The organism is Agromyces litoreus (assembly GCF_040496015.1).
GTDB classification, from domain to species: Bacteria; Actinomycetota; Actinomycetes; order Actinomycetales; family Microbacteriaceae; genus Agromyces; species Agromyces litoreus.
Window position 1 is genome coordinate 48622 of record NZ_JBEPKA010000006.1, and the last position, 22269, is coordinate 70890.

Below are 22269 nucleotides of genomic sequence, written 5' to 3' on the forward strand. Positions count from 1 at the left end.
GCATGACTACGGCGCTGCCTCCGGCCGCGCGATCCGCCCCGCATCCAGCCCCACGGCCGCGACGTTGCGGATGAGCAGGATGATCCACGTGAAGACGAGGATGCCGGCCACCAGCTCCACCGCGGTCAGCGTGTACAGGCCGACCGCGAAGTACACGGCGAGCAGGAGGATCACGGCCATGAAGGCCCACCCCACGACGAGGAACGTCCGCGAGGTGCCGGGGACCCAGCGCCGGAGCGCGACGACGAGGACGAAGAACGTCACCGCCATCCCCGACGCGGCGGCCGTGTGGATCCAGAAATGCGTGTCGACCGGGAAGATCCCGACGCCCGCCAGCAGGACCCCGATGAGCACGAGGCAGACCAGGACGTTGCGACGGCCGTGCGGATGGGACGTCGAGACGGTCGAGGTGGCCCACCGCGCGAGCGTGGTCACGATGAACCCGGCCACGATGAGCGTCAGGTTGAACGCCCGCGCGGAGAGGTCGTTCGTCATCCCGAGCGCGCTCAGGTGCTCCGCCCACCAGTAGGGATCGGACGCGGTCAGCATGCTCGCGAGCATCCCCTCGACGAGGAAGACCGCGAGGACGATGGCGAGCAGCAGGAGGTCGAGGTGCGTCGCGGAGGTGAAGACCACGTAGGCGGTGACCGCGCCGGCGGATCCCGCGATCACCAGCAGCGGGATGGCGAAGACCGGCGCGTCGACGAACGCGCGCTCGAGGATCACCGAGAGCAGCGTCCACGTGAGGAGCGCGATCACGCCATGGGCGATGGCGAGCGCGACGACGTCGAGCACGTCCAGCACGCCCATCCGGTCGCCCCCGCGCGCCGTCACGCTGAACCGGCCGAGCACGAACACGACGAACGCGACGACGGCGCTCGCCACCGCCGCGTACTCCCCGATCGAGCCGGGTCCGGAGATCGGAGCGTCGCCCAATCGGAACACCGGGATCGCGATCAGTCCCACGGCGATGAACGACACCGCGCCCGCCACGAGCGCGAGCGACTCGAGCGAGCGCTCGGAGTCCAGGATCCGCTCCCAGGTCGCCCGGCGGTCGGTCGACACGGTTCCCTCCCCTCGTCGAGGGCCCTGCCACGCGCCGCCGCCGTTTCGGACGGGGCGCGGGCCGGCTGGTCCCCGAGCGCCACCGTACCGCGCCGGGCCGCGCCACGGCGACCGGCCCGCTGCGGCGGCGTGCGGGCGGCGATACGCTGACCAACGACCCGGACGCGCGACGCGCACGCGACGCGAGGAGGTCGCCGCATGAACGGAACGACGCGGGAACCGCTCTTCACGCGGCCCTTCGTCCTGCTCGCCGTCGCCGAGCTCGCGTACTTCACGGCCGCCGGGCTCGCCCTGTTCGCCCTGCCGCTCTACGTCACCGGACCGGTCGGCAGCGACGAGGCGGCCGCGGGCATCGCGGTCGGGGTGTTCGCCGTGTCGGCGCTCGTGCTGCGGCCGTTCGCGGGGCGGGCATCCGACCGCTTCGGAAGACGGCCGATGCTCGTCGGCGGCGCGCTGCTGGCGGCGGCGTCGCTGCTCCTGCTGGCGCTGACGCAGGACCTCGCCGTGATCATCGGCCTCCGACTCCTCGCGGGCGTCGCCGAGGCGGCGTTCTTCGTGTCGGTGTTCGCGGCACTCGCCGACCTCGCGCCCGCGTCGCGGATGGGAGAGGCGCTCTCGTACAACTCGCTCGGGCTCTACCTCGGCATCGCGTTCGGACCGCTGGTGGGTCAGGCGCTGCTGGATGCCGGGGGGTTCCCGGCGGTGTGGCTCGGCGGGGGCGCACTCGCAGTCCTCGCCGTGGGGCTCGCGCTCGCGATCGGCGAGACGCGAACGGCCCCGCCCGAGGTCGGAGCCCCCCTGCGCATCGTGCACCGCCCGGCGATCCCGGCCTCGATCGGCTTCCTCAGCTCGCTGGTGGCGGTCGGCGGGTTCATGGCGTTCGCGACGCTCTGGGCGGAGCGCGTCGGCCTCGCGTCGCCGAGCCTCGCGCTCTTCGCCTACGGGGCCGTCGTGGTCGTCTGCCGTATCGCCTTCGCCAGGGTGCCCGACCGCCTCCCATCGCTCCCGCTCGCGGCCGGCTCGCTCCTGCTCATCGGCGTCGGCCTGGTGGTGGCCGCGGCCTGGCAGGACGGCTGGGGGCTGCTGGTCGGGGTCGTCCTCATGGGGCTCGGCATCACGTTCACGACGCCCGCGTTCTTCGCCGCGGTCTTCGCGACGGCGGCGCCGTCCGAACGCGGGATCGCGTCGGGCACGGCGAGCGCCGCGCTCGACCTCGGTCTCGGGCTCGGGCCCATCGCGCTCGGGCTGGTCGCGGCGCCGTTCGGCATCCCGTGGGCCTTCGCCCTCGCCGCCGGCATCGCGTTCGCCGGCGCCGGCTGGACGGCCGGACTGGCACGCCGCGCGCCCGCCCGGGCCTGACACCGCGCGACGACGTGTCGCCGCGATGGTGCGTGCCGGGTTCGCTAGCCTCGTCCGGTGCCACCTGCGACGTATGACCGATCCGGACCCGACCGCTACGGCGACGATGTGCTCGCCGGCGACTGGCGCGCTGCCGGCCGCCGGACGATCCCCGAGGTGCCCGCGGCGCGGGACCTCGTCGTGGAGCTCGCCGCGGACGGATACTGCGGCGCGGTCGTGGCGGTCGAGAAGCGGACGGTCACCCTGGAGGACCGCCACGGACGCACCCGGATCTTCCCGCTCGGCCATGGCTTCCTGGTCGACGGGGAACCGGTCCGGCTCGTCGCGCCGACGGCGGCGCCGCAGGGCCGCCTCCGCACCGCGTCGGGATCGTTCGCCGCGGAGGCGGGGCGGCCCGCGAAGGTGGCGCTGCCGAGCCGGATCTTCGTGGAGGGCCGGCATGACGCCGAGCTGGTCGAGAAGATCTGGGGTGCGGACCTGCGTGCGGAGGGCGTCGTCGTCGAGTACCTGGAGGGCGTGGACGTGCTCGGCGACGTGCTCGACGAGTTCGCCCCCGGCCCCGGGAGGCGCGTCGGCGTGCTCGTCGACCACCTCGTGCCCGGCTCGAAGGAGCAGCGCATCGCGGACGCGGTGATGCGCGGACGCCATCGCAGTCACGTCCTGGTCGTCGGCCACCCCTTCGTCGACGTGTGGGAGGCGGTGAAGCCGGCGCGCATCGGTCGCGAGGCGTGGCCGGTCGTGCCGCGCGACACCTCGTGGAAGCACGGCGTCTGCGCGGCGCTCGGCTGGCCGCACGAGGAGCAGGCCGACATCGCCAGGGCCTGGCAGCGCATCCTCGGGCGCGTGCGCGGCTACGGCGACCTCGAGCCGTCGCTGCTCGGCCGCGTGGAGGAGCTGATCGACTTCGTCACGGCGCCCGCCGACTGAGGTGCAGGCCGCGGGAGGCACCGCAGCATCCCCGGCACCGGTCGGCCGGACTACGCGATCGTGGCGCCGAAGGCGAGCCCGAGCACGTACGTCACGGCCGCGGCGCCGAGTCCGATGCCGAGCTGTCGCAGCGCGCGCCTGAGCGGGGAGGCGCCCGAGAGCAGCCCGACGGTGGCTCCGGTGAGCAGCAGGGCGATGCTCACGAGCACCGTCGCGGTGACGATGGCGGGCAGGCCGGACATGCCGAGGATCCACGGGAGCACCGGGATGAGCGCGCCGGAGGCGAAGAAGAGGAAGCTCGAGATCGCGGCGCTCATGCCCGTGCCGACCGCCTCGTCGTCGTGGTCCTGGGTGCCGATCGCATCGGTCGGCGCGGGCGTGCGCTCGGCGGCCTGCACGCGCGCGAGGACGAGCGCGGCCTGCTCGACGGCGTCCTGCTCGGCCATGCCGCGCGCACGGTAGACCAGCGCGAGCTCGTTCGCGTCGAGGTCGAGGTCGCCGAGCGCCTCGCGGGCGCCCGGGTCCGGGGCAGACGCCTCGAGCAGCTCCCGCTGGGACCGGACCGAGACGTACTCCCCCGCGCCCATCGACAGCGCGCCGGCCAGCAGCCCTGCGATGCCGGTGAACAGGACGACGGGTGCGGGGACCCCGGTCGCGCCGATGCCGAGCACCAGGGCGAGGTTGGAGACCAGGCCGTCGTTCGCGCCGAAGACCGCCGCCCGGAAGGTGCCGGCGAGCCGCCGTCGGCCGCGTGCGGCGAGACCGCGAACGACTTCGCCGTGGATGCGCTCGTCGGCGGCCATGGCGGCGGTCGCGTCGGGGTCCGTCGCGTAGGGCGAGCGCGCCTCCGCGCGCTGGGCGAGGGCGAGCACGAAGATCGATCCGAAGCGGCGGGCGAGGCCGGCGAGCATCCTGGTGCGCAGGTCGGCGCGCGGGATGGCGCGGTCGTCGCCCCCGAGCAGCCGCAGCCAGTGGGCCTCGTGGCGGCCCTCCGCGGCCGCGAGTGCCAGCAGGATCTCGCGCTCCTCGCCTTCGCGCCGGGCGGCGAGCTCCCGGTAGACGGCGGCTTCGGCGCGCTCGTCGGCGAGGTACCGCTTCCAGCGGGTGCGGTCCGCTGCGGTCGCCGTGGGCTCGGGGCTCATGCTGCTCCATCCGGTGGCGGGCACCCGGTCGTCCGTCGGAGCGAGGGCGTCCGCCTCGTCGCGTGGCGGCCCGATCGGGCCTCGGACAGGCTAGTGCGAACCCGTGGCCGATCCCGGTCGCGAGGCGGAATTGGCAGCATTTCGGACGCCCGAACCCGGGAGGATTCAGCCGACGAGCTTCTGCCAGCCGTCGCCCTCGGCGTGCTCGAAGATCAGGTTCGTCTCGGTGTGCGCGACCGCCGGGTGGCCGGTGAGGTGCGCCAGGACGAACTCGCGCAGCTCCTCGGCGTCGCGAGCGGCGACGTGCAGCAGGTAGTCCTCGGCGCCGGCCATGTGGAACACGCCGATGACGCCGGGCAGGTGCGGGACGGCGTTTCGGAACGCGTCGATCTCGCTGCGGTCGTGCTTGACCAGCCGGACCGCGATCAGCGCCTGGAGCGACACGCCGAGCGAGGCGAGGTCGACGTCGACCCGGTAGCCGCGCACGGTGCCGAGGCTCTGCAGCCGGCGCAGTCGCAGCGATACCGTGGATTCCGCGACCCCCACCTCCGCGGCGAGGGCGGCGCCGGAGGCGCGGGCGTTGGCCGAGAGCGCGGTGAGCAGCGCGCGATCGACGCGGTCGAGTTCGGGCTTCTGCGCCATGATCGGATTCCCCTCGGGTTGACTCGCAGATTCTTCACTGATTCTGCCAGACAATGCAGGATCTGCGCACTATCCCCAAACGGGTGACAGATTCTGTAATCTGCTCGCATGTTGACACCGTCGTCCAACCTCGAGACCCGTGCCGTCCACTCCGGGATGGAGGGCATCCGCGAGCAGGGCTCGCACGTGCCGTCGATCGATCTTTCCACGACCAACCCGCTCGGTGACGTCGAGAACGGCGGCCTGTCCTACGAGGAGCTCGCGACGGGCGGCTGCCTGACCGAGGGGCGGTCCGCGGTGTACCAGCGGCTCTGGCAGCCCGGGGTCGCGCGGTTCGAGACCGCGCTCGCCGACCTCGAGGCCGCCGAGGGAGCGGTGGCGTTCGCCAGCGGCATGGCCGCGCTCGCCGCGACGCTCATCGCCGCGACCGGCGACGGCACGCCGCACGTCGTCGCCGTCCGACCGCTCTACGGCGGCAGCGACCACGTGCTCGAGAGCGGCCTGCTCGGCACGAGCGTGACGTGGACCGACGTCGACGGCATCGCCGGGGCCATCCGCCCCGACACGGGGCTCGTCGTCATCGAGACGCCCGCGAACCCGACCCTCGAGCTCATCGACATCCGGCGAGCGGCAGATGCCGCGGGCACGGTGCCCCTGCTCGTCGACAACACGTTCGCCACGCCCGTGCTGCAGCGCCCGATCGAGCACGGCGCCACGCTCGTCCTGCACAGCGCGACCAAGTACCTCGGCGGCCACGGCGACGCCATGGGCGGTGTCGTGGCCGGCCCGATCGAGTGGGTCGAACGACTCCGCCGCGTGCGGGCGCTCACGGGCGGCCTGCTGCATCCGATGGGCGCCTACCTGCTGCACCGCGGCATCCGCACCCTCCCGATCCGCGTGCGGGCGCAGCAGGAGACGGCCGCCGAACTGGCCACCCGGCTGCAGGCCCACCCCGCGGTCGCGCGGGTGCGGTACCCGGGCCTTCCCGGCCAGGACCCGAACGGGCTGCTCGGCCGACAGCTCGCCGGGCCGGGCTCGATCATCGCGCTCGAGCTCGCCGGCGGATACGACGCGGCGTGCCGCTTCACCGAGGCCTGCCGGCTCGTGACCCACGCGGTCTCGCTCGGCGGCGTCGACTCGCTCGTGCAGCACCCGGCCTCGCTCACCCACCGCCCGGTCGCGTCCCACGCCAAGCCGGACGGCAACGTGGTCCGCCTCTCCATCGGTCTCGAGCACGTCGACGACCTCACGGCGGACCTGATGGCCGCGCTCGATGCGGCCTCGGACGCTCAGGACCTCGGGCGATCCTCGGAGCTCGCGGAGTCGGGCGCGGACGCCCGGGCCTGACCGGACTCGCCGGGTGCGGGCGGAGGTGCCGACGTCGTCGCCTCCCCCGCGCCGGGCCCCGCGTCGGACGGGTCCGTGTCGGGGTTGCGGATGCCGATCCACGACACGATCCCGCCGACCACCAGCAGCACCGCGAGCACGATCGCGACGCGGTGGTACCCCGCCACGTCCAGTTCGCCGGCGACGATGACCCCGATCGAGGCCACCGACACGAGCCCCGCGATGCGCGCGACCGCGTTGTTCACGGCGGAGCCGATGCCCGCCCTCGACGGGTCGACGGCGCCCAGGATCGCCGCGGTCAGCGGCGCGACGGTCATGGCCATGCCGAGGCCGACGACCAGGACGCCCGGGAAGACCTGCCACCAGTACTCGACCGGCACGTCGACCGTCAGCGTGAGCAGGTAGCCGAGCCCGACCACGATCGGCCCGGCGGCCATGAAGAACCGCGGTCCGTAGCGCCCGCCGAGGGTGCCGAACCACGAACCGAGGAGCACGAGCATCGCCATGGGCGGGAGCGTCGCGACGCCGGCGAGGGTCGCCGAGAAGCCGCCGACCTCCTGCAGGAAGATCGGCAGGGCGAACAGGCCGAGCGTGAACGCGGCGTAGATGAACCACGTCGCGAGGTTGCCGACCGCGAAGTTCCGCGCACGGAACAGTGACAGCGGCAGCATCGGCGCCGGCGCCCGCCGTTCCCAGAGCACGAGCGCCACGAGCGCGATCGGCCCGACGATGCCGGGGACGAGCACGAGCGGATCGGTCCAGCCGAGCCGCCCCTGCTCGATGAGCGCGAACACCGTGCCACCGAGCCCGACGATCCCGAGCGCTCCGCCGAGCCAGTCGACCCGGGCGCGGGGCTCGACCGCCTCGTCCCGCCCCAGGGCGCGCATCATCACCAGCGCGACGGCGATCGGCAGCACGTTGATCGCGAACACCAGGCGCCACGAGCCGAGGTCGACGAGCGCACCGCCGAGGATCGGCCCGACGATGAAGGCCGCCGTCGTCCAGGCCGTCCAGCGGCCGATCGCACGGCTCTGCTCCGCGGACGGGAAGGTCGCGATGATGATCGCGAGCGAGCTCGGCACGAGCAGTGCGCCCGCAGCCCCCTGCAGCGCGCGCGCGATCACGAGCGTGGTGCCGTCCAGCGCCACCGCGCACACGATCGAGGTCGCGCCGAAGCCGTACAGTCCGATGCGGAGGATGCGGAGCCGCCCGAACGAATCGGAGAGCGACCCGGCGAGCAGGATGCATGCGCCGAGCGTGAGCAGGTAGGCGTCCACCGCCCACTGCTGCAGGGTGAGGCCGCCCCCGAGCTCCGCCTCGATGGCCGGAAGCGCGATGTTGATCACCGCGCCGTCGAGGAACGCGATGAACGCGACGACGATCGCGACGACGAGCACGCGGGTGCGGCGGTCCATGCCGGTCATGCTACGCCGGGGCGTCGAGGAGCTCGTCGCGATCCATCGGCCGGACGCGCCGGGATCCGCGTCAGCGTCCGGAGAGCCGGCGCCGCAGCAGCTCGATGCGCGACTGCAGCTGCGTCACCGTGGCCTGGGCGACCTCGGGGCCGCCGCACGCGCGTCGCAGCTCGGCGTGCACGAGCGAGTGCGCCTGCCCGGACTGCCGGGCGTAGAGGCCGACGAGGCTGTTCAGGAGGGTGCGCTGCTCCTTCAGCGTGCGGTAGAGCGCGACGGGCTCGGCCGCGCCGTCGTCGGCCGGCGCGTCGACGGTCGACGCCGCGTGACGTCGACGGTCGTTCGCGCGTCGCGCCTGCCGCGCCTGCCGGTGGCGCAGCAGCTCGGACACCTGCTCGGGCTCGAGGATGCCCGGGATGCCGATGAAGTCGAGCTCCTCGTCGCTGCCCGGCTCCGCGAAGGTGCCGAAGTCCGTCCCGTCGTAGACGACCCGGTCGAAGGTCGCGTCCGAGCCGAGCGCCTGCCAGGTGAACTCGTCCTGCAGTTCGTCGGACGCCTTCTCCTCCCGGTTCGCCGACTCGAGGAGGCCGTCCTCCAGCCCTGGGTCGTCCTCGTCGCCCGAGCGCCGGTCGAGCGCATGGTCGCGCTGCCGTTCCAGCTCGCCGGCGAGGGCCATCAGCACCGGGACGTTCGGGAGGAACACCGATGCGGTCTCGCCGCGACGCCGGGCACGGACGAACCGGCCGATGGCCTGCGCGAAGAACAGCGGGGTCGATGAGCTCGTCGCGTACACGCCGACGCAGAGCCGCGGCACGTCGACGCCCTCGGACACCATGCGGACCGCGACCATCCACCGGCTCGTGCCCGAGGAGAACTCCTCGATCCGGCTGGACGCCTCCTTCTCGTCCGAGAGGACGACGGTGACCTTCTCCCCGCTGATCCGCTGGAGGATCTCGGCGTAGGCGCGCGCCGTGGACTGGTCGGTCGCGATCACGAGCCCGCCGGCGTCCGGGATGGCGTGGCGCACCTCCGACAACCGGCGATCCGCCGCCTGCAGCACCGACGGGATCCATTCGCCGGTCGGCTCCAGCGCCGTCCGCCAGGCCGCGGAGTGGATGTCCTTCGTCGCGTCCTCGCCGAGGCGCGCCTCCATCTCGTCGCCGGCCCTGGTGCGCCACCGCATGTTCCCCGCGTAGACCATGAACAGCACGGGGCGCACGACGCCGTCCTGCAGGGCGCGGCCGTACCCGTAGTCGTAGTCCGTGCGCGAGAGGCGCACGCCCTGCTCGTCCGGCGCGTAGTCGACGAACGGGATCGGTGCGGTGTCGCTGCGGAACGGCGTGCCCGTCAGCGAGAGCCGCCGCGCCGCGGGCTCGAACGCCTCGCGGATCGCATCGCCCCACGACAGCGTGTCGCCGCCGTGGTGCACCTCGTCGAGGATGACCAGGGTGCGCCCGGAGAGCGTGAGCTCGCGGTGCAGCGCAGGGCGGACCGCGACCTGGGCGTACGTCACGGCGACGCCGTGGAAGTGACGGGCGGTGCGCCCGTGCGCGTTGCGGAACCCCGGGTCGAGCCGGATGCCGACGCGGGCCGCCGCATCGGCCCACTGACGCTTCAGGTGGTCGGTCGGGGCGACCACGGTCACCCGGTCCACGGTGCCGCGGGCGCGCAGCTCGGCGGCGAGGCGGAGCGCGAACGTCGTCTTGCCGGCACCCGGGGTGGCGGCGGCGAGGAAGTCGCGCGGCTCGGTCTCGAAGTACCGGTCCAGCGCCTCGGCCTGCCACGCACGGAGCTTCGAGGCCGTTCCCCAGGGCGCACGCGCCGGGAACGAGGGTGAGAGGTGCTCGGCCGCCGAGGTGCCCGGCAGGTGGGCGCCGGAGGGGGTCGCTGTACTCACTCTGCAGCACTGTAGTCGAGCCGGCCGACACGTTCGGCCCGGCGGCGGTGCGGCCGTGGACGACGCGCCCGGGCGGGCCGCCGACCTGTGCAGAATGGGGGGATGGTCACCCAGCAACACCCATGGTCGCGATACGTCGCCGTCGGCGATTCGTTCACGGAGGGCATCGGCGACCCCGAGCCCGAGGCGCCGGGCGGCCACCGCGGCTGGTCCGACCGGGTGGCCGAGGTGCTCTCCCGCGGCAGCGACGACTTCGCCTACGCCAACCTCGCGATCCGGGGCCGGCTGATCCAGCAGATCATCGACGAGCAGGTCGAGCCGGCCCTCGAACTGCGCCCCGACCTCATCACGATCTCGGCGGGCGGCAACGACGTCATCCGCCCCCGCACGGACCCCGACGAGATCTCGGCCCGGTTCGAGTACGCGATCGAGCGGCTGGCGCGCGACCGCGCCACGATCGTGATCTTCACGGGCGTCGACGTCGGCTTCTCCCCCGTCTTCCGCGGCATCCGCGGCAAGGTCGCGATCTACAACGAGAACCTCCGCGCCATCGCCCAGAAGCACGACTGCCTCGTCGCCGACCAGTGGGCGCTCGCCGAGATCCAGGACCAGCGGATGTGGGATCGCGACCGGCTCCACCTGAACTCGCTGGGCCACCACGAGGTGGCGCGGATGGTGCTCCGGGCCCTCAACGTCGAGAACGACCTGGAGCCGATGAAACCCGAGCCCCTGCCCGAGCGGTCCTGGCGCGATGCGCGCGTCGAGGACCTCTCCTGGGCGCGGGAGTACCTCGTGCCCTGGGTCATCCGCCGCATCCGCCACCAGTCGTCGGGTGACACCGTCACCGCCAAGCGACCCGAGGCGGGTCCCTTCGCCTCGCGGCCGACCGAGTCCGACTGACCCGCCGGCGGCGTCCCGCCCGGCGGCGTCCGACGCACCGCGACCCGGGTCAGCCGGCCGGCGTCGGACGCGGGGTGGGCGGGTCCGCCGCGACGCCCTCGTCGAGCCCGCCGGGGTTCGTCAGGCGCCAGACGGCACCGGGGTCGTCGATCGACGCGTCGAGCACGATCGGGATGCGGATCACCTCCGAGCCGGCCGTGACCACCGCGGTGCCCACCTCGTCGCCCTCGTCGGCCAGCCGAAGCGGCTCGGCCTCGACCGCGACGTCGACGGGCGTGTCGCCCCACACGAGGACGGTCGCGCCGTCGGCGGCGCGCGCCGAGGCCGCGTCGCCCCACGGCGTCGCGTACGCCGCGAGCGGCCGCCCGGCCTCGAGCGCCTGCACCTCGTGGAAGCCGGGTGCGATGGAGTCGATCAGTCCGGCCACCGCGTCGCGCACGAGCGCGTGCGTGTCGCCGCCGAGCACGACCCCGACGAGGGTGACCGTCGTGTCGGCGACCGGGACGTCGGCCGAGAACAGCAGGTTGGCCGCGTCGTCGGTCGTGCCCGTCTTGATCCCGTCGACGCCGTGCGTGCCGAGGAGCTTGTTCGAGTTGACCAGGGTGCCGAGCTCGGGGATCTGCGCCGACGACGTCGAGACGATGTCGGCGAGCGTCGGGTTCTCGAGCGCGAGCTCGCCGAGCCGAACGAGGTCGGCGGCGGTGCTCACGTCCTGCAGCGACAGTCCGCTCGTGTCGACCACCGCGGTCTGCGTCAGGCCGCGGTCGGCCAGCCAGGCGCCCGCGCGCGCGACGTACGCGTCGACCGATCCGAACGCCCAGTTCGCCAGCGAGATGCTGTAGTTGTTGCCCGAGGGGAGCATCATCGCCTCGAGGCTCTCCCGCAGCGTGAGCGACGACCCGGCCACGACGGGCGCGACCGAGCCGTTCTGGGCGACCATGTCCCAGTAGATGTCGACGTCGGCGTCGGTGTACGCGATCTCGGGGCCGCCCTCGCCCTCGCCGATCGGGTGCTCCTCGAGGATCACGAGCGAGGTGATGACCTTCGCGATGCTCGCCATCGGCATGGGCGTCTGCTCGCCGCCGGCCGCCATGAGTCCGTCGAAGCCCACCGCGCCGACCGCCCACGTCCCGAACCCGGGCTGCTCCAGGGCGGGCGCCTCGGGCGTGATCGGCGCGGGGTCGTCGACGGTCGGCCGTGCGGTCGGGATGGGCGCCCCGAGCGCCGAGGTGGCGTACAGCCCGCCGCCGAGCAGCAGCAGCAGCACCGTCGCCAGCGCGCCGAACACGACGATGCGACGACGGCGGTAGACCGCGGCGGACGGACGGGCGGGGCGGGCGGGGGCGGGCTGGGGCGTTCGGGACATCCGTTGCAGGATACTCAACCGGCCTCGGTGAGCGCGTAGAGCGCGACGGCGCCGGCAGCGGCGACGTTCAGGGAGTCCACCCCGTGCGCCATCGGGATCGTCACGATGGTGTCGGCGGCATCGAGCGCCCGTCGGGACAGGCCGTCTCCCTCGGCGCCGAGGACGAGGGCGAGCTTCGCCGGCGGATCGTCGGCGAGTGCGCGCAGCGTGACCGCGTCCTCGGCGAGTGCGAGGGCGGCGACGTGCACCCCGTGGGCGGTGAGCAGGGCGCGCGCCTCCGGCCAGTCGGGCAGGCGGGTCCACGGCACCTGGAAGACGGTGCCCATCGAGACGCGCACGCTCCGCCGGTACAGCGGGTCGGCGCAGCGCGGGGTCACCAGCACGGCGTCCGCGCCGAGGGCGGCGACCGATCGGATGATCGCGCCGACGTTCGTGTGGTCGACGATGTCCTCGAGGATGACGACCCGGCGCGCGTCGGCGAGCAGCTCGCCCGGGTCGGGCAGCGCGGGCCGTTCGAACGCGGCGAGCGCACCCCGGTGCACCCGGTACCCGGTGATGGCCTCGAGGCCCGCCGCGTCGGCGAGGTGGACGGGGATGTCGAACGGTTCGAGGTGCGGCGCGAGGTCGGCGAGCCACTTCTCCTCCATGAGCACCGACCGCGGCGTGCATCCCGAGGCGATCGCCCGCCGGATGACCTTCGCGGACTCGGCGATGAAGATGCCGCGCTCGGGTTCGGTGATGCTGCGCAGGGCCACGTCGGTCAGGCGCGCGTAGTCGGCGACGGCGTCGGATGCCGCGTCCGTGACGTGTTCGATGCGCATGGGTCCTCCCGGTTCTCGCGCGGTCGGCGGAAACATGCCGGAAAAGCCGCATGTCTAGAATCGCAGCACCGTCGAAGGGAGACGTTCGTGGTCACTGGGCTCGAGGCGCCGGCGCCGTCGGATGTGCTGCTCGACGAGGCTATCCGCCTCATGCGCGGCTCGCGCGTGGCGGTGCTCACCGGCGCGGGCGTGAGCACGGACTCGGGCATCCCGGACTATCGCGGCGAGGGCGCCCCGGTGCGCACGCCGATGACCGTGCAGACGTTCCTGGCGTCGGAGTCGGCGCGCAAGCGGTACTGGGCGGGCAGCCACCTGGGGTGGCGGAGCTTCGGTTCTGCTCGGCCGAACGACGGGCATCGCGCGCTCGCGGGCCTGGAGGCCGGAGGGGTCGTGTCGGGCGTGGTGACCCAGAACGTCGACGGGCTGCACCGCCGGGCCGGGAGCACCCACGTCGTCGAGCTGCACGGCGCCTCCGATCGCGTGGTGTGCCTGAGCTGCGGGCAGATGTTCGCGCGCCAGTCGGTCGCCGACCGGCTCGCGGAGCTGAATCCGCATGTCGACCTCGACGTCGCGATCCGGCCGGCGCCCGACGGCGACGTGGAGGTCGACGACGTCGACGCGATGGTGATCCCGTCGTGCACGGTGTGCGGCGGCATCCTGAAGCCCGACGTGGTGTTCTTCGGCGAGTTCGTGCCCACGCCCGTGTACCGGGCCGCGGCGGCACTCGTGCAGCGCGCGGACGTGCTGCTGGTGGCCGGGTCCTCGCTCGTCGTGAACTCGGGGGTACGGCTGCTGGAGATCGCGCGGCGTCGACGGGTGCCGATCATCGTGGTGAACCGCGGCATGACGAAGGGCGACAGCCGGGCGACGGTGAAGCTCGACGCTGGCGCGTCGGAGACGCTGACCGCGATGGCGAGCGCCCTGCGGTGACGGACCGCCTCCCGTCCCGTCCCGGGGACGGCCCGGGTCCGCATCCGACCGATGGGGTGACGATCGTGATGGTCCGTCACGGCGAGACCGACTGGAACCGCGAGGGCCGCATCCAGGGATCGACCGACGTTCCGATGAACGCGACCGGTCGCGCACAGGCCCGGCTGGCGGCCGCACGACTCGCCTCCCGCGGTCCGTGGTCCGGAATCGTGACGAGCCCGCTCTCCCGCGCCGCGGAGACCGCCTCGATCATCGCGGGCCGGCTCGGCCTGCAGGGGCCCGTCATCGAGGCCGGGATCGCCGAGCGTCGTCACGGCGCCCTCGAAGGCCTCACCGTCGCGGAGCGGCGCCGGGTCGAGGCCCGCGCAGTGCCGATCGCGGGGCTGGAGGCGCGGACCGCCGTCGTCGCGCGGGCCGTCCCTGCGCTGGCGGCGCTCGCCACGGCGCACCCGGGCGGCTCGGTCGTCGCGGTGACGCACGGCGGTGTCATCCAGTCGGTGCTGCTCCACCTGCTCGATCGGGCCGCGCTGCCGAGCGGCGCGGTCGCGAACGGCTCGTTGCACGTCGTTCGGGTCGCGCACGGCGTGCTCGAACTCGTCGCGACCGATGCACTGCCGGCCGAGGAGCCGTCCGCGACGGCGTGACCGCGATCCCCGTGGGGATCAGCGGCGCCGGCGCGCGTGGGCCGCGCGCCCGGTTCCCGACCCCACCTCGACGAGGAGCTCGAGGAGTCGCTCGGCCGAGGCGGCCCACGTGAACCGCGCGGCGGCGGCGAGGGATGCCTCGGAGCGGCGTTCCCACTCCCCCGGCAGGTCGAGTCCGGCGATGGCCCGGGCGGCGGCGTCGGCGTCGTCGACGGGGAAGTACGCGGCGGCGTCGCCGCCGATCTCGCGGAAGATCGGGATGTCGCTGACGACCACGGGGGTCCCGAGGCGCATCGCCTCGACCAGCGGGATGCCGAAGCCCTCCGCCTTGGACGCCGTCACGAGCGCGGTGGCCTCGGCGAGGACGGCGGCGTACTCCTCGTCGGATGCGCCGTCGTGGAACACGAGCCGCGCCTCGGGCGCGAGCCGGGTGAGCCGTCGACGCTCGTCGTCGGTGATGCGGCTCATGAGGTGCAGCTCGTGGTCCGGGAGCGCGGCGACGGCCCGCACGAGCGTGTCGACGCCCTTGTAGGGCATGAAGGAGCCCATGTAGACGAGCCGGCCGCCACCGGGTCGGCGGCGCGGCAGCTCGGGCGTGCCGAGGGCGTCGGCGGCGTTCGGGACGACGGTGAGCGGCCGGGACGTGAGCCGATGGCGCCGGATCAGCGCCGCCGTGGTGTCGGAGACGGTGACGACGGCGTCGGCGCGGTTCAACAGCATCCGCTGCGGCCACCAGGCCAGGTGGTAGAGGCGCCAGAGCGCGCGCACGAACACCGGGAGGTCGCGCGGCGGCGTGCGGTTCTCGTAGTAGATGAGGTCGTGCAGCGTGAGCACGAGGCCGTACGTGCGCCCCCACGAGCCCATCGTCTGCATGGGCGAGAAGACCACGTCCGGACGGAGCTTGCGGACCTGGCGCGCCACCCACGGCTCCCGCACGCTCGTCGGTGCGCTCACGAGCTCCCACGGCAGCGGCGGCAGCTTCGCCAGCTGCCGGCGGTCGCTGATGAGCATCGTGATGGGATGGCGCTCCGCGAGCTCTCCGACCAGGCCCGCGGTGAAGCGGCTGATGCCGTCGTGGTGGCCGACCCGGACGTACCGGCAGTCGACGACGATCCTCACGCGCGCTCCCCCTCGGCGAACACGCGGATGTGTCCCGCGGCCGCGTCGGGCGTCTCGTAGTGGATGAGGTGGCCGACGTCCGGGATCACGGCGAGCGTCGCATCCGCGAACAGCGGCCGGAGCCGGATCTGGGCGGCGAGCGGGGTGATGTCGTCCTGCTCGGCGACGACGAGCAGGGTGGGCACGTCGATCAGGGGCGCGTACTCGCGGACGTCGTGCCCGACCGAGGCCTCGAACGCCTCGAGGACCGCATCGCGATCCTCGAACGAGGAGAAGTAGCGGTCGTGCTGGTCGTGGATGAACCGCCGCAGCTCGGGGTCGCGGGTCTTGGCCATCGTGACGCTCATCACCCGCACGATCGCGGGGTTGCGCAGCAGGGCGAACCCCGCCCGCTCGGGCAGCGCGGCGGCGGCGCGGTAGTACGCGATCGCGAGGCGCGTCATGACGGCGCGCGGACCCTCGAGCGCGGGAGCGCCGATCGGATTGAGCAGGACCAGCCGGTCCGGCGCGAGTCCGGCGGCGACGGCGGCGCTCGTCACGATCGAGCCGAACGAGTGGCCGAGCAGCGTCCACTCCCCGCCGCGTGCGGAGACGTCGGCGGCGCCGCACGCGACCGCGAAGTCGGCGAGCCATTCGGCGTATGCCTCGATGTCGTGCGGGCCGCGTTCGAAGGTCGCCGACGCACCGAAGCCCGGCAGGTCGGGCACCGCGATCCGGTAGCCCGGCAGCTTCGCGACGACCGGCTCGAGGCCGTGGTGGTCGCCGCGGAAGCCGTGCACCGCGACGATGAGCGGTCCGTCCTCCGGGCCGTACTCCCACCATGCGGTCGAGCTGCCGCGGACCTCGGCGCGGTGCTCGCGGACCGGGATGCTCTCGAGGTCTGCGGCGTACGGTGAGGCGATCATCCGTGTCATCCTACGGCGCGGCACCTGAACGCTGTCGGGGGCCGCGGATACGGTGACCGGCATGGAGCACTCCCCCGTCGCATCCTGGGCCGACACGCTCGCCGTGTTCGACCTCGAGACCACCGGCATCGACATCGACACGTGCCGCATCGTCACCGCCCACGTCGGCGTGATCGGGCGCGACGGGGCCGTGCTCGAGCAGCGCCAGTGGCTCGTCGACCCGGGAGTCGAGATCCCCACGGCCGCCACCCTGATCCACGGCGTGACCACCGAGCGGGCACGCCTCGAGGGGCTGCCCGCGGTGCAGGGCGTCGAGGAGATCGTCGCGGCGCTGCGCGACGCGGCGCGGCGCGGCCTTCCCATCGTCGCGTACAACGCGGCGTACGACCTCTCGGTCCTGCGCCGGGAGGCCGAGCGATACGGCCATGAGCCGTTCCTCGGCCCGGGCCACGTCATCGACCCGCTCGTGATCGATCGCGCGGTCGACCGCTACCGGCCCGGCAAGCGCACGCTCACGGCCGCGTGCGAGCACTACGACGTCGAGCTGACCGCGGCGCACGACGCGGGCGCCGACGCGATCGCGGCGGGCCGGGTGGCGCAGGCGATCGCCCGCGCGTTCCCCGACCTCGCCGCCGTCGCCGTGGGCGACCTGCACGCCCGGCAGGTCGACTGGTCGCGCGAGCAGGCCGAGAGCTACCAGGACTGGCGGCGCCGCAACGGCGAGCCCGAGTTCACGACCACCGGCGCCTGGCCGCTGCGCTGAGGGCGGAGCCGCGCGGGCCGGAGGGCCTCGCGGTCGCGCCGTGCGCGTGCGATCCTTGCCCCATGACGGCACCTGTCCCCGATCGGTCCGCGATCGACGCCCTCGTCGAGGCGAGCGCGCTGTGGATCCTGGGCGACAGCCCGCCGGGGTTCCTCGTGGACGCCGCCGTCGAGGCGACCGTGGCCGGGCTCGACGCGCCGGCCCTGCACGAGCTCGCCGGCATGAGCGATGCCGACTCCCCGTGGGCGCTGCGCGACGCCCTCGGGCGTTCCCTCGAGCAGCTCGGGTCGGGCGTACCCGATCCCCTCGCCCCGGAGACGGTGCAGCTCGCTCTGCGCGAGCTCGCGGTGCAGTTCCTGCACGAGCGGATCTCGGTCCGCGAGCTCGTCGATCGGGCGCGGTCGGTGCTCGACGAGGGGACCGGCACCCCGACCGACGCGCGCGCGCTCGTGGCGGTCGGCGAGGCGTTGGACGCCGAACGGATCACGGCGCATCAGGCGCAGGTCGATGCGCTCGACTGGGCGGCCGGGCTCACGCGGGTCCCACGCCCCGGCGCCGACTGAATCGCGACGAGGCGCACCGCGCTGCGCGGGCATGACGAAGGGGCGGACGACCGGAGTCGCCCGCCCCTTCGTGGAGCGTCTTACGCGCCGAAGCCCTTGAAGCGCTTGTTGAACTTCTCGACGCGGCCGGCCGAGTCCATGATGCGCTGCTTGCCCGTGTAGAACGGGTGCGAGGCCGACGAGATCTCGACGTCGATCACCGGGTAGGTCTCGCCGTCGAGCTCGATGGTCTTGTCGCTGGTCACCGTCGAGCGGGTGAGGAACGTCTCGCCCGAGGCGAGGTCGCGGAAGACGACGGCGTTGTACTCGGGGTGGATGTCGGTCTTCATGAGAATCCTTGCTGGTCGGATGATGGGGTCGCCCTGCGCCGGGGCAGGGAAGCGTGTCGGCCGTCGGGCCAAAACACGATTCTAGCAGAGGCGCGACGTGCGATGCGTCACCGGGCGGCGCGCGCGGTGTAGCGCCCGTCTCGCTCGGTGAGCTCGATCGGCATGCCGAACGTCTCGGTGAGCGTCTCGGCCGTGAGCGCCTCGGCGATCGGACCGGCGGCGCGGATCTTCCCGTCGGCCAGCAGCATCGCGTGCGTGAAGCCCTCGGGGATCTCCTCGACGTGATGCGTCACCATCACGATCGCGGGCGACGATCCGGACGAGGCGAAGCCGCCGAGCAGTGCGACGAGCTCCTCACGGGCGCCCAGGTCGAGGCTGGCGGCCGGCTCGTCGAGCAGCAGCAGTTCGGGATCGGTCATGACCGACCGGGCGATCTGCACCCGCTTCTGCTCTCCGTCGGAGAGGCTGCCGAAGCGACGCTCGGCGAAGCCCTCGAGGCCCCACTCCTTGAGCACGCGCTTCGCGCGACGGTCGTCGATCGTCTCGTACTCCTCGTTCCAGCGCCCGGTCACCGAGTACGCGGCGGTGATCACGGAGTCGATCACGGTCTCGTTCTTCGGGATCTGCCGGGCCATCGCGGTCGAGGCGAAGCCGATCATCGGACGCAACTCGAACACGTCGACCTTGCCCAGCGACTCCTGCAGCACCTCGGCGGTGCCGCGCGTGGGGTGCATGGCCGCCGCCGCGATCTGCAGCAGCGTCGTCTTGCCGGCGCCGTTCGGGCCCAGGATCACCCAGCGCTCGTCGGACGTGACGCTCCAGTCGATGTCGTCGAGGATCGTGTTGCCGTCGCGGACCACCGACACATGCTGGAACTGGAGAACCGTAGACGCCATGGCTCCCATGCTAGTGGGACGCACGGGACGCCCCCGGCCACCCGTGGACGGCTCAGCGCCCCGCGAGCACGCGCTCGTAGAGCGCCCTGGTCTCGGCGGCGATCGCGTCCCACGCGAAGTGCTCCTCCGCGCGCCGACGGCCCGCCGCACCCATCTCACGGGCCCGCGCGGGGTCGGCGACGACGCGCTCGAGCGCCGCCGCGAGGTCGGCGACGAAGCGGTCGGGGTCCAGCGGCGTCCCGGTGCCGTCGTCATGCTGTTCGATCGGGACCAGCACGCCGGTGACCCCGTCGTCGACGACCTCCGGGATGCCCCCCGTCGCCGTCCCGACGACCGCCGCGCCGCACGCCATCGCCTCGAGGTTGACGATGCCGAGGGGTTCGTACACCGACGGGCAGACGAAGCAGGTGGCCGCCGTGAGCAGGGCCGTGAGCTCGCCGCGCGGCAGGTGGCGGTCGATCCACACGACGCCCTGGCGGGTCTGCGCCAGCTCGGCGACGAGACCCGACACCTCCGCCATGATCTCCGGGGTGTCGGGAGCCCCCGCGCACAGCACCAGCTGCACCTCGGGCGGCAGCGACCCGGCCGCCCGCAACAGGTACGGCAGGCCCTTCTGGCGCGTGATCCGACCGACGAACACGATCGACGGGCGGTCCGGATCCAGGCCGAGCGACCGGGCGAGGTCGGCGTCGGGGTTCGGCGTCCAATCCGCCAGGTCGATGCCGTTGTAGACGACCGAGACCCGCGCCGGGTCGATCCCCGGGTAGGACCGCAGGATGTCCCGCCGCATGCCGTCGCTCACAGCGATGACCGCATCCGCGTCCTCGAAGGCGGTCCGCTCCACCCAGCTCGACACGCGGTACCCGCCACCGAGCTGCTCCGCCTTCCATGGACGTAGCGGCTCCAGGCTGTGCGCCGTGACCACGTGCGGCACCCCGTGCAGCTGCTTCGCCGTGAATCCGGCGAAGTTCGCGTACCACGTGTGCGAATGCACGAGGTCGGTCCCGGCGGCGTCCTGGGCCATGAGCAGGTCGACGCCCATGGTCGAGAGCGCCGCGTTCGCCCCCGCGAACTCGGCCGGCGTGGCGTAGGCCGTCGTGTCGGGTTCCTCGCGCGGACCGCCGACGCAGCGCACCTGGACCTCGATGTCGTGGCGGAGCGCCCGGACGAGCTCGGCGACGTGCACGCCGGCGCCTCCGTAGATCTCGGGCGGGTACTCGCGCGTGAGCAGGTCGACTCGCATGCGGCCACGTTAGCCCCATGGGGACGCGAGGCGTCAACACCCCTGTCGCCCGCGGCGTCCCTCTGGCTACGCTGGGCTCATGGTTACGCGGAAGATCTTCGGCATCGTGCTCGCGGGCGGTGAGGGCAAGCGCCTCATGCCACTGACCGAGGATCGGGCCAAGCCGGGGGTCCCGTTCGGAGGGCAGTACCGCCTCATCGACTTCGCGCTGTCGAACCTGGTCAACTCCGGCCTGCGCCAGATGGTCGTGCTGACGCAGTACAAGTCGCACAGCCTCGACCGGCATGTGTCGCAGACCTGGCGGCTCGACGGCATGCTCGGCTCGTACATCGCCTCCGTGCCGGCGCAGCAGCGGCTCGGCAAGCGGTGGTTCTCCGGCTCGGCCGACGCGATCCTGCAGAGCCTCAACCTGATCTACGACGAGCAGCCCGACATCATCGTCGTGGTCGGCGCCGACCACGTGTACCGCATGGACTTCAGCCAGATGATCCAGGCGCACATCGACTCGGGCGCCGACGCGACCGTGGCCGCCATCCGTCAGCCGATCTCGCTCGCCGACCAGTTCGGCGTGATCGAGGTCGACTCGAAGTCGCCCGACCGCATCCACCGGTTCCTCGAGAAGCCGAAGGAGCCGGAGGGGCTCCCCGACTCGCCGGACGAGGTGCTCGCGTCCATGGGCAACTACGTGTTCAACGCCGACGCCCTGATCGACGCGGTGCTTCGCGACGGCGAGCGCACCGATTCGAGCCACGACATGGGCGGCGACATCATCCCGGCCTTCGTGGCGCAGGGCAATGCCGGCGTGTACGACCTCAAGCGCAACGACGTGCCGGGCTCGACCGACCGCGACCGGTACTACTGGCGCGACGTGGGAACGATCGACTCCTTCTTCGAGGCCCACCAGGACCTCATCTCGGTGCTCCCGGTGTTCAACCTCTACAACCAGGAGTGGCCGATCTTCAGCCAGCAGGTGAACTCGCCGCCCGCGAAGTTCACGCGCGACGCGCGCGGCTCCCTGGGCACCGTCATCGACTCGATCGTCTCGCTGGGGTCGGTGATCTCGGGCGCGCACGTCGAGCGCAGCGTGCTCGGTCCGTGGGCCATCGTCGGCTCGGGCGCGAACGTCTCCGACTCGATCCTGTTCGACCGGGCGCGCATCGAGGCCGGCGCCACCGTGCGCCGCGCCATCCTCGACAAGGAGGTCGTCGTCGAGGCCGGAGCGCACATCGGCGAGAACCGCGAGGAGGACCTCGCGCGCGGATTCGTCGTGACCGACAGCGGCATCACGGTGGTGGGCAAGGGGTCGCACGTCCGGAAGCACGCGTGAGCCCTGCGTCCCCGGGCCGCTCCGGCGGCCTCCTCGTCGTGCTCGACGCCGACTCGACCCTGATCCGCGAGGAGGCGATCGAACTGCTCGCCGAGGCGGCCGGCACCCTCGAGCACGTCGCGTCCGTCACCGAGCGCGCGATGCGCGGCGAGCTCGACTTCGCCGCGAGCCTGCGGGAACGCGTCGCGACGCTCGCCGGGCTCCCCGTCGCCGAGGTCGAGGCGGCGCGGTCGCGGCTCACGCCGACACCCGGCGTGCACGAGTTGATCGACGGCGTGCACGCGGCGGGCGGACGGGTCGCCGTCGTCTCGGGCGGCTTCCACGAACTGCTCGACCCGCTCGCCGAGCGGCTCGGCCTCGACTTCTGCCGCGCGAACCGGCTCGAGGTCGCGGACGGGCGACTCACCGGGCACGTGCTCGGCGACGTCGTCGACGCCGAGGCGAAGCGCCGCGCGCTCGAGGAGTGGGCCGCGGCCTCCGGGACGCCGCTCTCGCGCACGATCGCCGTCGGCGACGGCGCGAACGACCTCCGCATGCTCGATCGTGCGGCGCTCGGCGTCGCGTTCTGCGCGAAGCCCGTCGTGCGGGCGCAGGCGGATGTCGCGATCGATCGCGCCGACCTCAGCGGCGTGCTGGCGCTCGCGGGCCTGCGCGGCTGAGTCGATCGGGAGG

General features: G+C 73.1%; 22 protein-coding genes. 10 read left to right on the forward strand and 12 right to left on the reverse strand.

The window, feature by feature from the left end; genetic code table 11:
• Positions 1-6: 6 nt before the first annotated feature.
• Positions 7-1065 (reverse strand): DUF998 domain-containing protein, encoded by a 1059-nt coding sequence (locus tag ABME01_RS06465; protein WP_353827555.1) that lies wholly within the window; start codon positions 1063-1065, stop codon positions 7-9.
• 198 nt (positions 1066-1263) lie between these two features.
• On the opposite strand from ABME01_RS06465, the gene ABME01_RS06470 reads away from it, so the two are divergent.
• Both ABME01_RS06470 and ABME01_RS06475 read left to right on the forward strand, forming a co-directional pair.
• Positions 1264-2424, forward strand: coding sequence for an MFS transporter (locus ABME01_RS06470; RefSeq protein ID WP_353827556.1), 1161 nt, complete (start codon positions 1264-1266; stop codon positions 2422-2424).
• 57 nt (positions 2425-2481) lie between these two features.
• Complete coding sequence (locus tag ABME01_RS06475) at positions 2482-3351, forward strand: DUF3097 domain-containing protein (protein WP_353827557.1); 870 nt, start codon at positions 2482-2484, stop codon at positions 3349-3351.
• 50 nt (positions 3352-3401) lie between these two features.
• Here ABME01_RS06475 and ABME01_RS06480 read toward each other — a convergent pair whose 3' ends face one another.
• Both ABME01_RS06480 and ABME01_RS06485 read right to left on the reverse strand, forming a co-directional pair.
• The gene (locus tag ABME01_RS06480; RefSeq protein WP_353827558.1) at positions 3402-4493 is read right to left on the reverse strand and encodes a VIT1/CCC1 transporter family protein; all 1092 of its coding nucleotides are present in this window, start codon (positions 4491-4493) and stop codon (positions 3402-3404) included.
• 165 nt (positions 4494-4658) lie between these two features.
• On the reverse strand, positions 4659-5135 hold the full coding sequence (locus tag ABME01_RS06485) for an Lrp/AsnC family transcriptional regulator (protein WP_353827559.1): 477 nt from the start codon (positions 5133-5135) through the stop codon (positions 4659-4661).
• A gap of 108 nt (positions 5136-5243) precedes the next feature.
• On the opposite strand from ABME01_RS06485, the gene ABME01_RS06490 reads away from it, so the two are divergent.
• Positions 5244-6482 (forward strand): trans-sulfuration enzyme family protein, encoded by a 1239-nt coding sequence (locus tag ABME01_RS06490; protein WP_353827560.1) that lies wholly within the window; start codon positions 5244-5246, stop codon positions 6480-6482.
• Here the strand turns inward: ABME01_RS06490 and ABME01_RS06495 are convergent.
• Together ABME01_RS06495 and ABME01_RS06500 are read right to left on the reverse strand one after the other, a co-directional pair.
• Entirely contained in the window at positions 6425-7906 is a 1482-nt protein-coding gene (locus ABME01_RS06495) for an MFS transporter (protein WP_436407408.1), read from the reverse strand. The two genes, ABME01_RS06490 and ABME01_RS06495, sit on opposite strands and share 58 nt — an antisense overlap.
• Positions 7907-7967: 61 nt before the next feature.
• Complete coding sequence (locus ABME01_RS06500; RefSeq protein ID WP_353827562.1) at positions 7968-9791, reverse strand: DEAD/DEAH box helicase; 1824 nt, start codon at positions 9789-9791, stop codon at positions 7968-7970.
• A 102-nt stretch (positions 9792-9893) separates the two neighbouring features.
• Here ABME01_RS06500 and ABME01_RS06505 point away from each other — a divergent pair, with 102 nt between their 5' ends.
• Positions 9894-10691: an SGNH/GDSL hydrolase family protein gene (locus tag ABME01_RS06505; RefSeq protein ID WP_353827563.1), complete on the forward strand. Its 798-nt coding sequence runs from the start codon at positions 9894-9896 to the stop codon at positions 10689-10691.
• A 49-nt stretch (positions 10692-10740) separates the two neighbouring features.
• Here the strand turns inward: ABME01_RS06505 and ABME01_RS06510 are convergent, their stop codons facing one another.
• Together ABME01_RS06510 and ABME01_RS06515 are read right to left on the reverse strand one after the other, a co-directional pair.
• Positions 10741-12057, reverse strand: a complete 1317-nt coding sequence (locus ABME01_RS06510; RefSeq protein WP_353827564.1) for a D-alanyl-D-alanine carboxypeptidase family protein — start codon at positions 12055-12057, stop codon at positions 10741-10743.
• Between the two features lie 14 nt (positions 12058-12071).
• Positions 12072-12878 carry a TrmH family RNA methyltransferase gene (locus tag ABME01_RS06515; protein ID WP_353827565.1) on the reverse strand — a complete coding sequence of 269 codons (807 nt, stop codon included), beginning with the start codon at positions 12876-12878 and terminating at the stop codon, positions 12072-12074.
• 150 nt (positions 12879-13028) lie between these two features.
• Between ABME01_RS06515 and ABME01_RS06520 the strand changes: the two genes are divergently transcribed.
• On the forward strand, positions 13029-13808 hold the full coding sequence (locus tag ABME01_RS06520; RefSeq protein ID WP_353827662.1) for a Sir2 family NAD-dependent protein deacetylase: 780 nt from the start codon (positions 13029-13031) through the stop codon (positions 13806-13808).
• 68 nt (positions 13809-13876) lie between these two features.
• Positions 13877-14452 carry a histidine phosphatase family protein gene (locus ABME01_RS06525; RefSeq protein WP_353827663.1) on the forward strand — a complete coding sequence of 192 codons (576 nt, stop codon included), beginning with the start codon at positions 13877-13879 and terminating at the stop codon, positions 14450-14452.
• 18 nt (positions 14453-14470) lie between these two features.
• On the opposite strand, the gene ABME01_RS06530 is transcribed toward ABME01_RS06525, so the two are convergent.
• Entirely contained in the window at positions 14471-15571 is a 1101-nt protein-coding gene (locus ABME01_RS06530) for a glycosyltransferase family 4 protein (protein WP_353827566.1), read from the reverse strand.
• Positions 15568-16476 carry an alpha/beta fold hydrolase gene (locus tag ABME01_RS06535; RefSeq protein ID WP_436407409.1) on the reverse strand — a complete coding sequence of 303 codons (909 nt, stop codon included), beginning with the start codon at positions 16474-16476 and terminating at the stop codon, positions 15568-15570. Before ABME01_RS06535 ends, ABME01_RS06530 begins: the two co-directional genes overlap by 4 nt.
• Positions 16477-16537: 61 nt before the next feature.
• On the opposite strand from ABME01_RS06535, the gene ABME01_RS06540 reads away from it, so the two are divergent.
• Together ABME01_RS06540 and ABME01_RS06545 are read left to right on the forward strand one after the other, a co-directional pair.
• Positions 16538-17239 carry an exonuclease domain-containing protein gene (locus tag ABME01_RS06540; protein WP_353827568.1) on the forward strand — a complete coding sequence of 234 codons (702 nt, stop codon included), beginning with the start codon at positions 16538-16540 and terminating at the stop codon, positions 17237-17239.
• 62 nt (positions 17240-17301) lie between these two features.
• Complete coding sequence (locus tag ABME01_RS06545) at positions 17302-17802, forward strand: hypothetical protein (RefSeq protein ID WP_353827569.1); 501 nt, start codon at positions 17302-17304, stop codon at positions 17800-17802.
• Positions 17803-17882: 80 nt separating this feature from the next.
• On the opposite strand, the gene ABME01_RS06550 is transcribed toward ABME01_RS06545, so the two are convergent.
• From ABME01_RS06550 to glgA, 3 genes are all read right to left on the reverse strand, one after another.
• Positions 17883-18131: a type B 50S ribosomal protein L31 gene (locus ABME01_RS06550; protein ID WP_129233276.1), complete on the reverse strand. Its 249-nt coding sequence runs from the start codon at positions 18129-18131 to the stop codon at positions 17883-17885.
• Positions 18132-18238: 107 nt separating this feature from the next.
• A complete protein-coding gene (locus tag ABME01_RS06555) occupies positions 18239-19027 on the reverse strand; it encodes an ABC transporter ATP-binding protein (protein WP_353827570.1) in 789 nt (262 codons plus the stop codon).
• A gap of 52 nt (positions 19028-19079) precedes the next feature.
• On the reverse strand, positions 19080-20270 hold the full coding sequence (gene glgA, locus ABME01_RS06560) for a glycogen synthase (protein WP_353827571.1): 1191 nt from the start codon (positions 20268-20270) through the stop codon (positions 19080-19082).
• 79 nt (positions 20271-20349) lie between these two features.
• Here glgA and glgC point away from each other — a divergent pair, with 79 nt between their 5' ends.
• Both glgC and serB read left to right on the forward strand, forming a co-directional pair.
• Positions 20350-21597, forward strand: coding sequence for a glucose-1-phosphate adenylyltransferase (gene glgC, locus ABME01_RS06565; RefSeq protein ID WP_353827572.1), 1248 nt, complete (start codon positions 20350-20352; stop codon positions 21595-21597).
• On the forward strand, positions 21594-22256 hold the full coding sequence (serB, locus tag ABME01_RS06570) for a phosphoserine phosphatase SerB (protein ID WP_353827573.1): 663 nt from the start codon (positions 21594-21596) through the stop codon (positions 22254-22256). The genes glgC and serB overlap by 4 nt, the downstream gene beginning before the upstream one ends.
• Positions 22257-22269: the final 13 nt, after the last annotated feature.